General features: G+C 72.7%; 9 protein-coding genes. 8 read left to right on the forward strand and 1 reads right to left on the reverse strand.

Going from position 1 to position 14,451, the window contains the following annotated elements:
• Positions 1-15: 15 nt before the first annotated feature.
• Complete coding sequence (locus ACFYP3_RS01820; RefSeq protein WP_388825090.1) at positions 16-3,369, reverse strand: helicase-related protein; 3,354 nt, start codon at positions 3,367-3,369, stop codon at positions 16-18.
• Positions 3,370-3,707: 338 nt separating this feature from the next.
• Between ACFYP3_RS01820 and ACFYP3_RS01825 the strand changes: the two genes are divergently transcribed.
• The 8 genes from ACFYP3_RS01825 to ACFYP3_RS01860 all read left to right on the forward strand — a co-directional run bounded on the left by ACFYP3_RS01825 (position 3,708) and on the right by ACFYP3_RS01860 (position 14,408).
• A complete protein-coding gene (locus ACFYP3_RS01825; RefSeq protein WP_388825093.1) occupies positions 3,708-5,693 on the forward strand; it encodes an acyl-CoA dehydrogenase family protein in 1,986 nt (661 codons plus the stop codon).
• 91 nt (positions 5,694-5,784) lie between these two features.
• Complete coding sequence (locus tag ACFYP3_RS01830) at positions 5,785-7,107, forward strand: hypothetical protein (protein ID WP_388825096.1); 1,323 nt, start codon at positions 5,785-5,787, stop codon at positions 7,105-7,107.
• A 21-nt stretch (positions 7,108-7,128) separates the two neighbouring features.
• Entirely contained in the window at positions 7,129-8,382 is a 1,254-nt protein-coding gene (gene dxr / locus ACFYP3_RS01835) for a 1-deoxy-D-xylulose-5-phosphate reductoisomerase (RefSeq protein WP_388825099.1), read from the forward strand.
• Entirely contained in the window at positions 8,379-9,680 is a 1,302-nt protein-coding gene (locus ACFYP3_RS01840) for a M50 family metallopeptidase (protein ID WP_388825102.1), read from the forward strand. The genes dxr and ACFYP3_RS01840 overlap by 4 nt, the downstream gene beginning before the upstream one ends.
• Positions 9,681-9,858: 178 nt before the next feature.
• The gene (gene ispG, locus ACFYP3_RS01845) at positions 9,859-11,016 is read left to right on the forward strand and encodes a flavodoxin-dependent (E)-4-hydroxy-3-methylbut-2-enyl-diphosphate synthase (RefSeq protein ID WP_388825105.1); all 1,158 of its coding nucleotides are present in this window, start codon (positions 9,859-9,861) and stop codon (positions 11,014-11,016) included.
• Positions 11,017-11,164: 148 nt separating this feature from the next.
• Positions 11,165-12,010, forward strand: a complete 846-nt coding sequence (locus ACFYP3_RS01850; RefSeq protein WP_388825108.1) for a GNAT family N-acetyltransferase — start codon at positions 11,165-11,167, stop codon at positions 12,008-12,010.
• A 112-nt stretch (positions 12,011-12,122) separates the two neighbouring features.
• Positions 12,123-12,665 (forward strand): GNAT family N-acetyltransferase, encoded by a 543-nt coding sequence (locus ACFYP3_RS01855; protein ID WP_388825111.1) that lies wholly within the window; start codon positions 12,123-12,125, stop codon positions 12,663-12,665.
• A gap of 42 nt (positions 12,666-12,707) precedes the next feature.
• A complete protein-coding gene (locus ACFYP3_RS01860) occupies positions 12,708-14,408 on the forward strand; it encodes a proline--tRNA ligase (protein WP_388825114.1) in 1,701 nt (566 codons plus the stop codon).
• Positions 14,409-14,451 lie beyond the last annotated feature (43 nt).

The following is a 14,451-nucleotide window of genomic DNA, read 5'->3' on the forward strand; positions in this document are numbered from 1 at the left end:
GGTGGACGTCGTGCGTCAGAGGGGCTCCACCCCGCGCTCCCACTCGGCCTTCCAGGTGCGGCGCAGGTCGTCGACGTACTGGTCGAGGACGAGGTCGGCGAAGGGGTTGAGCACGTAGCGGACCCGATCGGCGGATCCGTCCGGGGTTTCCGGGTCGACGGCGACCAGGGCGAGCCGGTAGCGGGGCTCGGCGTTCTTGGCGCAGGCGACCTCGCTGGTGGTGACCGTGAAGGTGTCGGCGCCCAGCACCCGCCCCTTCACCTCGATGAAGAGCAGGTGGCCGTCGGGCATGACGGAACGGATGTCGAAGCCCTTGTGGGAGTGCGGCATCTCCTCGGGCACCCGGCCGAGCCGGCGCTCGGCGGCCAGTACGGCGTCGACGGCCCGGCGCTCGGTGACGGTGGTGTCCAGGGCGAAGCCGTCGGGGGCGGGCGGTTCGCCGGCCGGGGCGGCGACGACCGGGGCGGGCAGGACGAGCGCGGCGCTGATGATCTGCGGCGGGTGCATGTGGACCCGGGCTTCGAGGTCGAGGTCGGCCAGGCGGCGTTCGAGCCGGGCCTCCAGCGACCGGGCGCGCTCGCGGGCGGTGGCCGGCGAGACGCGGACCTTCCTGCCGGCGGCCTGCGCCTCCGCGAGCTTGATCGCCTCGCCGTCCCAGTAGTTCATCTGGGCCCTCAGGCGCCGGCGTACGAGCCCCCGCGTGCGCTCGACGGCCGGGAGCACGCGGGCGACGAGGTCGGCGCGGTGCTCCGGCAGGCCGTGCTCGACGGCCCAGTCCCGGGCGATCTTCTCCACCCCTTCGGTGAGCCACGCCGAGGACAGCTCGCAGGCGACGGCACGGGCCTGCGCGGCGCGCTGCCCGGGGTCAGGGGCGGGGGGCAGGGACAGGTCGAGGTACGGGGCGGGGCCGGCCGGCCGCGCGGTTCCGTCCGGTTCCACACAGACGTACGAGAACCTCCTGCCGATCGCGGTGCCGTGTCCGTCCGAGGCCTCTTCCAGCAGGGTGACCACGAGCCGGGCCGTGGTGGCGGTCCGGTCCGGGAAGGTGGCCCCGCGGGTCAGGGCCTCGCCGTACCGGGCCAATATCTCGCTGATGATCGCGTCCATCAGCGGATGACCGGGGGCTATGAGCTCGGCGTCGGGGCGGCCGGTCATCACCACGGCGGACGGGTCGAAGGTGACGCGTGCGTAGCGCGGGCTGACCGTACGCCTGCCCGCGCGCAGGGCGGCGGGCACCCGGGTCAGCTCGAAGCGGTCCTTCTCCCGCGCGGCGGCCCGCCCGCCCAGGGCGCGCAGCGACTCCATGACGAAGGCCTGCACGAAGTGCGGCTGCAGGCGCCGGGCCCGGGCCTCGTCCATCCGCCGCCGCAGCCCGGCCAGCTCCTCCGGCGCCATCTCCGGGGTGGCCAGGGCGCGTTCCCTGAGCAGTTCCCGGAGGCCGTCGGCGACGGACGTGTCGATGACCCGGTCCAGGTACGCCCGGACCTCGGGCCGCTCGCCGTAGCGGACGGCCCGGACGAGCAGGTCGCGCAGGGGCTCGTCCGCGAAGGCGTTCTCTCCCAGGACGTCGAAGACCTTGCCGCCGTAGGCGCGCCGCTGCTGCTCGATCTTGGTCAGCAGCCGCTGGAAGACCTCGCCCTCCCTGGTCCCGGAGGCCACGAGGTTCCACAGCCGGCAGACCTCCCGCTGGCCGATGCGGTGGATGCGTCCGAAGCGCTGCTCGATCCGGTTGGGGTTCCAGGGGAGGTCGTAGTTGACCATCAGGTGGGCGGCCTGGAGGTTCAGGCCCTCGCCGGCGGCGTCGGTGGCGATCAGGACGTGGCACCGCGGGTCGTGGGTGAAGTCGGTGCGGATCTTCCGGCGCGCCTGTCGCGCCGTCCCGCCGTGGATCGTCCGCACGGCGTCGTCGTCGCCCAGCAGGGTGGTGACGCGGCCCGCGAGGTAGTCGAGGGTGTCGCGGTGCTCGGTGAAGACGATGAGCTTGAGCGGGGCCCGCCCGGCCCCGCCCAGACCGTCCTCCCGCGCCTTCAGCACGAGGGAGCGCAGCTCCTGCCACTTGCGGTCCTCGCCCGAGGACCGCACCCGCCGGGCGATCTCCTCCAGGCGTGCCAGGGCCGCGAGCTCGGCGTCCAGCTCGGCCGCGGTGCGCGCGGCGGTCGCGGAGTCCAGGACCTCGTTCTCCAACTGCTCCAGCTCGGCGCAGCCCAGCTCGTCGGGGTCGAAGTCGTCCGGGTCGAAGGAAGGCGTCCCGGACGGGGGGACGAACGGGCCCGCCGGGGTCTGCTCACGGTGGTCGCGCAGGCGGGCGATGCGGCGCTGGATCGACCGGTGGATCGCCTCGGGACTGGACGCGAGGCGCCGCTGCATGACGGTGAGCGCGAAGCCGACCGTACGCCGCCTGCCGTCGGCCTGCTCGGCCCGGTTCATCTCCGTGCGCACGTACGCGGTGACCTCTTCGTACAGCAGCATCTCCTGCGGCGAGAGCGTGTACGCGACGGTCTCCGCCACCCGCTCGGGAAAGAGCGGCCTGCCCTCGAAGGTGAGGAGGTCCTCCTTGACCGTCCGGCGCATCAGCCCGGTGGTGTCGGTGGAGTGCACGCCCTCGCGGTACCGGCCGGCGTAGCGGTCGGGGTCCAGCAGGGCGAGGAAGGTCTGGAAGTCGGCCTCCGACCCGGAGTGCGGGGTCGCCGTCATCAGCAGGTAGTGCCGGGTGATCCCGCCGAGCAGCCGGCCCAGTTCGTAGCGGCGGGTGCGCTTGAGTTCGCCGCCGGACCAGGAGGCGCTCATCCGGTGGGCCTCGTCCACGACGACGAGGTCCCACTGCGACCCGGCGAGCAGCGCCCGCCACTCGTCGTTGCGGGCCAGCTGGTCCATGCGGGCGAGCAGCATCGGGTGGTGGCGGAACGGGTCGCCGTCGCGGTCGGCCGCGGCGCGCTCGCGGCTGAGGACCGTCATCTCGATCCCGAACCGCTCCGCGAGTTCGGTCTGCCACTGCTCGACCAGGCCACCGGGCGCGACGATCAGGCAGCGCTGCACGTCGCCGCGGAGCAGCAGTTCCTTGAGGTACAGGCCGGCCATGATCGTCTTTCCGGCCCCCGGGTCGTCCGCGAGCAGGAAGCGCAGGGAGCCGGGCCGGGCCAGCAGGGAGCCGTAGACGGCGCGGATCTGGTGGGGCAGGGGGTCGATGTCGCTGCTCTCCACCGCCGCCATGGGGTCCGACAGGCCCGCGTGCCGCATCCGCAGCGCCTCGGCGGCCAGCCGGAACCGGCCGGGGTCGGCGTCGAACGACCACCGCGGGCGCGGTGCCTGCGGTCGGAGGGCGGCGATGTCGGTCGGGCGGACGCCGGGCTGGACATCGTCGGCGGGCATGGGGCCCTTCTCTTCGGCCGGGAGCCGAGGGGCCCCGGCGTTTCCATCGTAGCCAGGAGGAGGCGCCCGTCAGCCCTGTTCGATCATGAAAGTCCCCGGTCGGACGGCCGCCGCACCCGGGGGGATTCGGACAGATGAGTGAAGATGCCGGCCCAGGCTCCGCCGCGCCCCCGCAGGGCGACGAGAAAGCGCAGGTCAGAAGGGGTGTCGAGACGCCGGTGCGCGGGGGCCCCGGCCGTTCCCCTTTTCCATCCCGCCGACTTGGGGTACGACTCACAGGTAGCACCGGCTGGTAATCCCTTGAACCCCCCGACTCCGGCGGCGAGGTGAGTCCCCTCATGTCCGCAACACAGCCCGCACAGCCAGCACAGCCCGCACAGCCCGTACAGCCCGGCGGCACGCAGCCCAAGGTGACCGAGCGCGAGGCACGGCAGGTCGCGGAAGCGGCCCGGGAACAGGACTGGCGCAAACCCAGTTTCGCCAAGGAACTCTTCCTCGGACGGTTCCGGCTCGACCTGATCCATCCCCACCCCCTGCCCGCCGACGAGGACGTCCGGCGCGGCGAGGCCTTCCTCGCCCGGCTGCGGACCTTCTGCGAGACCGAGATCGACGGCGCCCGCATCGAGCGCGAGGCGCGGATCCCCGACGAGACCGTGCGCGGGCTCAAGGAGCTCGGCGCCCTCGGCATGAAGATCGACCCCAAGTACGGGGGGCTCGGCCTCACCCAGGTCTACTACAACAAGGCGCTCGCCCTCGTCGGCTCGGTCAGCCCGGCCATCGGCGCCCTGCTCTCCGCCCACCAGTCGATCGGCGTACCGCAGCCGCTGAAGATGTTCGGCACGCAGGAACAGAAGGACGCCTACCTGCCGCGCTGCGCCACCACCGCGATCAGCGCCTTCCTGCTCACCGAACCCGACGTCGGCTCCGACCCGGCGCGGCTGGCCACCACCGCCGTCCCGGACGGGGAGGACGCGTACGTCCTCGACGGGGTGAAGCTGTGGACCACCAACGGGGTCGTCGCGGACCTCCTCGTCGTGATGGCCCGCGTCCCGAAGTCGGAGAACCACCGCGGCGGGATCACCGCCTTCGTCGTCGAGGCCGACTCCCCGGGCATCACCGTCGAGCACCGCAACGCCTTCATGGGCCTGCGCGGCCTGGAGAACGGCGTCACCCGCTTCCACGGCGTACGGGTCCCGGCCGCCCAGCGCATCGGCGCCGAGGGCGCCGGCCTCAAGATCGCCCTGACCACCCTCAACACCGGACGGCTGTCGCTCCCCGCCATGTGCGTCGGCGCCGGGAAGTGGTGCCTGAAGATCGCCCGCGAATGGTCCTCCGTACGCGAACAGTGGGGCCGGCCCGTCGCCCGGCACGAGGCGGTCGGCGCCAAGATCTCCTTCATCGCCGCCACCACCTTCGCCCTGGAAGCGGTCGTGGACCTCGCCTCCCAGATGGCCGACGAGGACCGCAACGACATCCGCATCGAGGCCGCCCTCGCCAAGCTCTACGGCTCCGAGATGGCCTGCCTGATGGCCGACGAGCTGGTCCAGATCCGCGGCGGACGCGGCTTCGAGACCGCCGAGTCGTTGGCCGCCCGCGGCGAGCGCGCCGTCCCCGCCGAGCAGATGCTCCGCGACCTGCGGATCAACCGGATCTTCGAGGGCTCGACGGAGATCATGCACCTGCTGATCGCCCGCGAGGCCGTCGACGCCCACCTCTCGGTGGCCGGCGACCTCATCGACCCCGACAAGGCCCTCGGCGACAAGGCGAAGGCGGGCGCCCGGGCCGCCGGGTTCTACGCCCGCTGGCTGCCCAAGCTGGCCGCCGGCCCCGGCCAGGTCCCCGGCACCTACCGCGCCTTCCACCCCGGCGGCCACCCCGACCTCTCCACCCACCTGCGCTACGTGGAACGCAGCGCCCGCAAGCTCGCCCGGTCCACCTTCTACGCCATGTCCCGCTGGCAGGGCCGCATGGAGACCAAACAGGGCTTCCTCGGCCGGATCGTCGACATCGGCGCCGAGCTCTTCGCGATGAGCGCGGCCTGCGTCCGCGCCGAGCACCTGCGCGCCACCGGCGAGCACGGCCGCGAGGCGTACCAGCTGGCCGACGCCTTCTGCGAGCAGTCCCGACTGCGCGTCGAGGAGCTCTTCGGCCGGCTCTGGGCCAACACCGACGACCTCGACCGCAAGGTCGTCGCCGGAGTCCTCACCGGCACGTACGCCTGGCTGGAGGAAGGCGTCCTCGACCCCTCCGGCGACGGCCCCTGGATCGCGGACGCCGCCCCCGGACCCTCCACTCGGAAAAACGTGCACCGCCCCATCCGCTGACCTGCGATCATCGCCGGACGTCGGACAGACGTACGAGGATGAGTACGAGTACTGGTACGCGTACGAGCACAGCGCGAGGCGGACGAGAACGATGCCGACGGCCGAGGAAGACCGCACCAGCCGACGGCTGGCCTGGTGCGTGGCGCACCTGCTGCGCCACGCACCGGACCACGTCGTCACCGACATGACCGGCCGGCTCGACGGGCCCGCCCTCAAGTACCTGTGCCGGGACGAATGGCTGGCGGCCTCGACGGTCACCCTGCTCCTGCGCCACGGCGGCGCGACCGACCGGAGTTACATCGCCCGCAATCCCCGCGTCGTCGGCCGGCCGCTTCCCGGCCTGCCCGGACCCGCCCGCTACGCCCGCCGCCGGACCCCGCCGGAACTCCTGCCCGTGCTCCGCGCCGAGCTCGGCCGGGACCCCGGCGAGGAGCCCCTCACCGCCGCCGAACTGATCGGCCTGCTGCGCCGCCACGGCCGGCGCGGCCCCCGAGTCCCGCTGGACATCCTGGCGCTGCGCCACCGCCCGGATCCCGAACTGCTGCTCGCCGAGCACCGGCGCCGGCCCCTGCCCGCCGGCTCCGTCGAGGCCCTGCTCCTCGTCGAGGACCTGCCCCCGGAGACCGTCCGCGGGCTGCTCGCCACCTCGGCGCCGGACGAGCGCTCCTGGCACCGGCCCGCCGTCCGCGCCGTGCGGATGGGCCGCGTCACGCACGAGGAACTCGTCGCCCACGTGGCCCCCGCACACCACACCCTGCTCCTCGGCCACCTCCCCGCCCTCCGGTCCCTGCGCTGGACCCTGCCCGAACAGGCCGACATGCAGACGGCCGTGATGCGGGCCCTGCGCCCGCTGGGCGACGACCCGCGCCTGTGGGCGGAGCTGCTCAGGCACGCCCCCGACCACCCCGGTCCGCTGCCCGCGCTCGTGGCCGCCGTGACCGACGGGACCCTGCCCGAGCCGGCCGACGCGCGGCAGCCGGGCCCCGAGCTCACCCGGGCGGTGCGCCACCTGGCCCCGGCGGCCGCCGAGCCGCCCGGCGAGGTGGAGCGCGAGCTGGCCCTGGCGAGCCTCGCCGTCCCGATGGACAGCGTCGAGGAGGACATCCGCTGGGTGCGCGACTGCCTCGACCGCGGCCTGCTCACCGGCATCGACGTGATCCGGCACAAGCTGCCGGCCTGCTGGGCCCTCGACGAGGACCACTGGCTCGGCGAGGTGGACCACCCCGACCGGCACGACCACCCCGAGGCCGTTCTCGCCGCCCACGCCGAGGCCGACCGGCTGTTCGCCGCGGCCCTCGGCGAGGACCCGGACGCCTGGTGGCGGGTGGCCCGCACCCTCCCGGACTTCGCCGGAACGCTCCCGCACCTGCTGCTCCGCGTCACGGAAGGGGGCTCCGTGTCCGGCCGCTCCTGACTTCCGGCAACAATGGGGGGCATGAGCGACCGCCCAGCCCCCCTCGCCGATCCGCACCTCCTCTTCGACCCCGCGGCCGGCCTCCGGGACATCGTCATCCTCGGGTCCACCGGATCCATCGGCACGCAGGCGATCGACCTCGCCCTGCGCAACCCGGACCGGTTCCGGGTCACCGCACTGTCCGCCGCCGGCGGACGGGTCGGGCTGCTGGCCGAGCAGGCCCGGCTGCTGCGGGTCAAGACGGTGGCCGTCGCCCGCGAGGACGTCGTACCGGCCCTGAAAGAGGCGCTGAGCGCCCAGTACGGTCCCTCCGAGCCGCTGCCCGAGGTCCTGGCCGGACCGGACGCCGCGACCGAGCTCGCCGCCTCCGAGTGCCACACCGTCCTCAACGGCATCACCGGCTCCATCGGCCTCGCGCCGACCCTCGCCGCCCTGCGCGCGGGCCGCACCCTCGCCCTGGCCAACAAGGAGTCGCTGATCGTCGGCGGCCCGCTGGTCAAGGCCCTCGCGCAGCCCGGCCAGATCATCCCGGTGGACTCCGAGCACGCGGCGCTGTTCCAGGCGCTCGCCGCCGGCACCCGGGCCGACGTCCGCAAGCTCGTGGTCACCGCCTCCGGCGGGCCCTTCCGCGGCCGCACCCGCGCCGAGCTCGGACACGTCACCGTCGAGGACGCCCTCGCGCACCCCACCTGGGCCATGGGCCCGGTGATCACGGTCAACAGCGCCACCCTGGTCAACAAGGGGCTGGAGGTCATCGAGGCGCACCTGCTCTACGACATCCCCTTCGACCGCATCGAGGTCGTGGTCCATCCGCAGTCCTACGTGCACTCGATGGTGGAGTTCACGGACGGCTCCACGCTCGCCCAGGCGACCCCGCCGGACATGCGCGGCCCCATCGCGATCGGCCTCGGCTGGCCCCAGCGGATCCCGGACGCGGCCCCCGCCTTCGACTGGACCAAGGCCTCCACCTGGGAGTTCTTCCCCCTGGACACCGAGGCCTTCCCCGCCGTGGGCCTGGCCCGGCACGTGGGCACCCTCGGCGGCACCGCCCCGGCCGTGTTCAACGCGGCCAACGAGGAGTGCGTGGAGGCGTTCCTGGCCGGGCGGCTGCCGTTCACAGCAATCATGGATACCGTCTCTGCCGTGGTAGACGAGCACGGGACACCGGAGTCGGGAACTTCCCTGACCGTCCAGGACGTCCTTGAAGCCGAGGCCTGGGCCAGGGCCCGGGCGCGGGAGAGGGCGGCGCGAGCCGCCGTGGAGGCGCGCGCATGACACTACTGATGACGGTGCTCGGGGTCGTGGTCTTCGCGGTCGGCCTGCTGGTCTCGATCGCGTGGCACGAGCTGGGGCACCTGTCCACGGCCAAGCTCTTCGGCATCCGCGTGCCGCAGTACATGGTGGGCTTCGGCCCGACCGTCTGGTCGCGGCGCAGGGGCGAGACCGAGTACGGGATCAAGGCCATCCCCATGGGCGGCTACATCCGCATGATCGGGATGTTCCCGCCCGGTGAGGACGGCAAGGTCACCGCCCGCTCCACCTCGCCGTTCCGCTCGATGATCGAGGACGCGCGCTCGGCCGCGTACGAGGAGCTCCAGCCCGGGGACGAGAGCCGGCTCTTCTACACGCGCACGCCGTGGAAGCGCGTGATCGTGATGTTCGCCGGCCCCTTCATGAACCTGGTCCTGGCCGTGGCGATCTTCCTCACCACGCTGATGACCTTCGGGCTGAACACCCAGACCACCTCGGTCGCCACCGTCTCGGACTGCGTCATCCAGCAGAGCGAGAGGCGCGACAAGTGCGCCCCCGGCGACCCGGCCGCCCCCGCCAAGGCGGCGGGCCTGAAGGCGGGCGACAAGATCGTCGCCTTCGACGGCCGCGCGGTGGGGGACTGGTCCGCCCTGCAGAAGGACATCCGCGCCACCGTCGGCCCCGCCACGATCACGGTGGAACGGGCCGGGCAGCGCCTGGACCTCACGGCGAACCTGATCGAGAACAAGGTCGCCAAGACCGACGGCAACGGCCGCTACGTCAAGGACGAGTACGTCACCGCCGGCTTCCTCGGCTTCGCCCCCGCCTCCGGCTACGTCCCGCAGTCCTTCGGCCAGTCCGTCGACCGCATGGGCGAGATGATGGAGGCCGGCGTGCAGTCGCTGGTCCAGCTGCCGTCCAAGGTCCCGGACCTGTGGAACGCCGCCTTCAACGGCGCCGAGCGCAAGCAGGACAGCCCGATGGGCGTCGTCGGCGCGGCGCGGGTCAGCGGTGAGATCTTCACCCTCGACATCCCCGCCCAGCACCAGCTGGTGTTCTTCCTCAACCTGCTGGCCGGCTTCAACCTCTCGCTGTTCCTCTTCAACATGCTGCCGCTGCTCCCGCTCGACGGCGGCCACATCGCCGGCGCCCTGTGGGAGTCGCTCCGGCGCAACGTCGCGCGGGTCTTCCGGCGACCCGACCCCGGCCCCTTCGACGTGGCGAAGCTGATGCCCGTCGCGTACGTGGTCGCCGGTCTGTTCATCTGCTTCACCCTGCTGGTGATGGTCGCGGACGTGGTGAACCCCATCAAGATCACCTAGTCGGGCGCGGGGCACCACCGCGCATCCACGGGAGCCGGGCACACATCGTGCCCGGCTCCCTACGTTCGGGTGGCTCACCCCCCTCGGATGCACGGGGCGTCCCGTGGTTGGCGTAATCTCGAAGCCTGGAGCCCGCCGAATTCGGGACCTTGATCCACACCTTGGGGTTGCACAGCAGATGACTGCCATCTCTCTCGGAATGCCGGCCGTGCCGACGAAGCTTGCCGACCGCAGGGTCAGCCGCAAGATCCAGGTCGGCAAGGTCGCCGTCGGTGGCGACGCACAGATCTCCGTGCAGTCGATGACCACCACCAGGACCTCGGACATCGGGGCGACGCTCCAGCAGATCGCCGAGCTGACCGCCTCCGGCTGCGACATCGTCCGCGTGGCCTGCCCGACGCAGGACGACGCCGACGCGCTCGCGGTCATCGCGAAGAAGTCGCAGATCCCGGTGATCGCCGACATCCACTTCCAGCCCAAGTACGTGTTCGCCGCGATCGACGCCGGCTGCGCCGCGGTCCGCGTGAACCCGGGCAACATCAAGCAGTTCGACGACAAGGTCAAGGAGATCGCGCGGGCCGCCAAGGACGCGGGCACCCCGATCCGGATCGGTGTCAACGCGGGCTCCCTCGACGCGCGACTGCTGAAGAAGTACGGCAAGGCCACCCCCGAGGCGCTGGTCGAGTCCGCGCTCTGGGAGGCCTCCCTCTTCGAGGAGCACGGCTTCAGCGACATCAAGATCTCGGTCAAGCACAACGACCCGGTCGTCATGGTCAACGCCTACCGCCAGCTGGCCGCCGCCTGTGACTACCCGCTGCACCTGGGCGTCACCGAGGCCGGCCCCGCCTTCCAGGGCACCATCAAGTCCGCCGTCGCCTTCGGCGCGCTGCTCTCCGAGGGCATCGGCGACACCATCCGCGTCTCCCTCTCGGCCCCGCCGGTCGAGGAGATCAAGGTCGGCATCCAGATCCTGGAGTCGCTCAACCTCAAGCCCCGCCGCCTGGAGATCGTCTCCTGCCCGTCCTGCGGGCGCGCGCAGGTGGACGTCTACAAGCTGGCCGAGGAGGTCACGGCGGGCCTGGAGGGCATGGAGGTCCCGCTGCGCGTCGCGGTCATGGGCTGCGTCGTCAACGGCCCCGGCGAGGCCCGTGAGGCCGACCTCGGCGTCGCCTCCGGCAACGGCAAGGGCCAGATCTTCGTCAAGGGCGAGGTCATCAAGACCGTCCCCGAGTCGAAGATCGTGGAGACCCTCATCGAAGAGGCGATGAAGATCGCCGAGCAGATGGAGAAGGACGGCGTCCCGAGCGGCGAGCCCAGCGTCGCCATCGGAGTCTGATCCTGCGGACCCGGCCCGATCAGTGGCCCCGGCCCCGTTCCCGCAGTTCGCGGGCGGGGCCGGGGCCTTTTCGTGACCTGCGACGCGGCATCGCCAGGCATCGCCGGGTACAGTGCGGAGATCAGCAGACTTGCATGGTGAGGCCCCAGTGTTGACGCAGACCACCACCCGGGTCCTTGAGCCCAGTGATCTCGACGCCGCGCTCGACATCCTCGGACGCGAGCCGGTCGAGAACGCCTTCGTCACCTCCCGGGTCCAGGTCGCCGGACTCGACCCTTGGCGCCTGGGCGGCGAGATGTGGGGCTGGTACGCCGACGGCGAGCTCCGCTCGCTCTGCTACGCCGGCGCCAACCTGGTCCCCGTCTGCGCCGAGCCCGACGCCGTACGCGCCTTCGCCGACCGCGCCCGCCGCACCGGCCGCCGCTGCTCGTCCATCGTCGGCCCCGCCGAGGCCACCCGGCTGCTGTGGCAGCTCCTGGAGCCCAGCTGGGGACCGGCCCGCGAGGTCCGCTCCCACCAGCCGCTCATGGTCATCGAGCGCCCGTCCGCCACCGTCGAGGCCGACCCGCGGGTCCGCCGGGTCCGCAAGGACGAGATGGACCTGATCATGCCCGCCTGCGTGGCCATGTTCACCGAGGAGGTCGGCATCTCGCCGATGGCCGGCGACGGCGGGCTGCTCTACCAGGCCCGCGTCGCCGAGCTCGTCGCCGCCGGCCGGTCCTTCGCGCACGTCGACGACGGCAAGGTCGTCTTCAAGGCGGAGATCGGCGCCGCCACCGCGCGGGCCTGCCAGATCCAGGGCGTGTGGGTGGCCCCCGAGTTCCGCGGCCGCGGGCACTCGGAGACCGGGATGGCCGCCGTCGTCGCGTACGCGCTGCGGGACGTCGCTCCCGTGGTCAGCCTCTACGTCAACGACTTCAACACCGCCGCGCGGGCCGCCTACCGGCGGGTCGGCTTCCGCGAGGTCGGCGCGTTCATGAGCGTGCTGTTCTGAGCCCGCCGCTCCGAGCGGGCCACCGGTTCCCGGCCGCCCTGATCGAAAAGGCGGCCCCCGGACCCCGCCGATGGCATTCCGGCCCGCCCCTACCGCGAAGTAAGGTCGCCGCATGCTGCCTTCCGGAGTCCGCATCGGCCCCCTCGACCTCGCCGCCCGCGTGGACGAGGCCCTGCGCGTGCAGGCCGTCGCCTTCGGCCTCAGCGAGGACGAGGTGGGCATCCGGCGCTACATCGTCCAGCGCCACATGACCTGCCGCGGCGCCCGCGCCCTCGGGGCCTTCGCCGAGGACGGGGCCCTCACCGGCTTCGTCTACGGGATGCCGAACGACCGGAGCCACTGGTGGTCCACGATCGTCGAGCCCTACCTGCGCGCCGGCGGACACGAGGGCTGGCTCGACGACTCCTTCGTGATCACCGAACTGCACGTCCACCCCGGCTTCCAGGGCCACGGAGTGGGCCGCGAGCTGATCACCCGGATCACCGACGACGCCGTCGAGCCCCGCTCGATCCTCTCCGCCATCGACACCGAGAGCCCCGCCCGAGGGCTCTACCGGGCCCTCGGCTACACCGACCTCGCCCGCCAGGTCCACTTCCCGAGCGCGAGCCTCCCGTACGCCGTCATGGGCGCCACACTGCCGCTGAGCAGGCACTGAATTGATTACCGGGGCCCGCGCGGCCCCCGGTAACCTCCCGGCATGTCTACGCAACACGTGCAGCGCATGTCCCGTCTCATGGCCAAGACCCTCCGCGAGGACCCGGCCGACGCCGAAACCCTCAGCCACCGGCTCCTGGTCCGCGCCGGCTACGTCCGGCGCAGCTCGGCCGGGGTGTGGACGTGGCTGCCGCTCGGCAAGCGGGTCCTCGACAACGTCTCGCGCGTCGTCCGCGAGGAGATGGACGCCATCGGCGCCCAGGAGGTGCTGCTGCCGGCGCTGCTGCCGAAGGAGCCGTACGAGGTCAGCGGGCGCTGGTCGGAGTACGGGGACCTGCTCTTCCGGCTCAAGGACCGCAAGGGCGCCGACTACCTCCTCGGCCCCACCCACGAGGAGATCTTCACCCTGGTCGTGAAGGACCAGTGCACCTCGTACAAGGACCTGCCGGTCATGCTGTACCAGATCCAGACCAAGTACCGGGACGAGGCGCGGCCCCGGTCCGGCGTGCTGCGCGGGCGCGAGTTCCAGATGAAGGACTCGTACTCCTTCGACGTGTCCGACGAGGGGCTGGAGGAGTCCTACCGGCTCCACCGCGAGGCGTACGTCCGCATCTTCGAGCGGCTCGGCCTCGACCACCGGATCGTCTCGGCGGTGTCGGGGGCGATGGGCGGCTCGGCGTCGGAGGAGTTCCTGGCCCCGGCCGGGGCCGGCGAGGACACCTTCGTCGACTGCCCGTCCTGCGACTACGCGGCCAACACGGAGGCCGTGACCTTCGCCCTGACCCCGGTGGCCGCGGAGCACCCGCTGCCGGAGGAGGTGGACACCCCGGACACCCCCACCATCGAGACCCTCGCGGCGCACCTGGGCGTCCCCGCCTCGGCGACCCTGAAGAACCTCCTCGTGAAGGTGGACGGCGAGATCGTGGCCGTGGGCGTCCCGGGGGACCGCGAGGTGGACCTCGGCAAGCTGGGCGAGCACCTGGCCCCGGCGGTGGTCGAACTGGTCACGGCCGAGGACTTCACGGACCGGCCCGACCTCGTCCGCGGCTACGTGGGCCCGCAGGGCCTGGACAAGGTCCGCTACCTCGCCGACCCGCGGGTCGCGCCCGGCACCGCCTGGGTGACCGGGGCCAACCGGGTGGACACGCACGCGCGCAACGTCGTCTGCGGCCGCGACTTCGAGGTGGACCAGTACCTCGACGTGGTGGTCGTCGAGCCCGGTGACCCCTGCCCGAACTGCGGGGCCGGACTGCGCCTGGACCGGGCCATCGAGATCGGCCACATCTTCCAGCTGGGCCGCAAGTACGCCGACGCCTTCGGCCTCGACGTCCTCGGCAAGGAGGGCAAGCCGGTCCGCGTCACCATGGGCTCCTACGGCATCGGCGTCTCGCGGGCGGTGGCCGCGCTCGCCGAGCAGACGGCGGACGAGCGGGGGCTGTGCTGGCCGGCGGCGGTGGCCCCGGCCGACGTCCACGTGGTGGCCGCGGGCAAGGCCGTGCCGCTGGCGCTGGCGGAGGAGGCGGCGACCGCCCTGGCCGGCTCCGGCCTGCGGGTCCTGCTGGACGACCGGCCCGGGCTGTCACCCGGTGTGAAGCTCACGGACGCGGAGCTGATCGGCGTGCCGTGGATCCTCGTGGCGGGCCGACGCTCCGCGGAGTCGGTGGTGGAGCTCCAGGACCGCGCGTCCGGCACCCGCGAGGAACTCCCCCTGGCCGAAGCCCTGTCCCGCCTGACGACGCGCTGACCCGCGCGGACGCGGCCGGGCCCGGCCCGGCCGCGTCCGGTGC

Source organism: Streptomyces sp. NPDC005533, from assembly GCF_042871845.1.
Classification (GTDB): Bacteria; Actinomycetota; Actinomycetes; order Streptomycetales; family Streptomycetaceae; genus Streptomyces.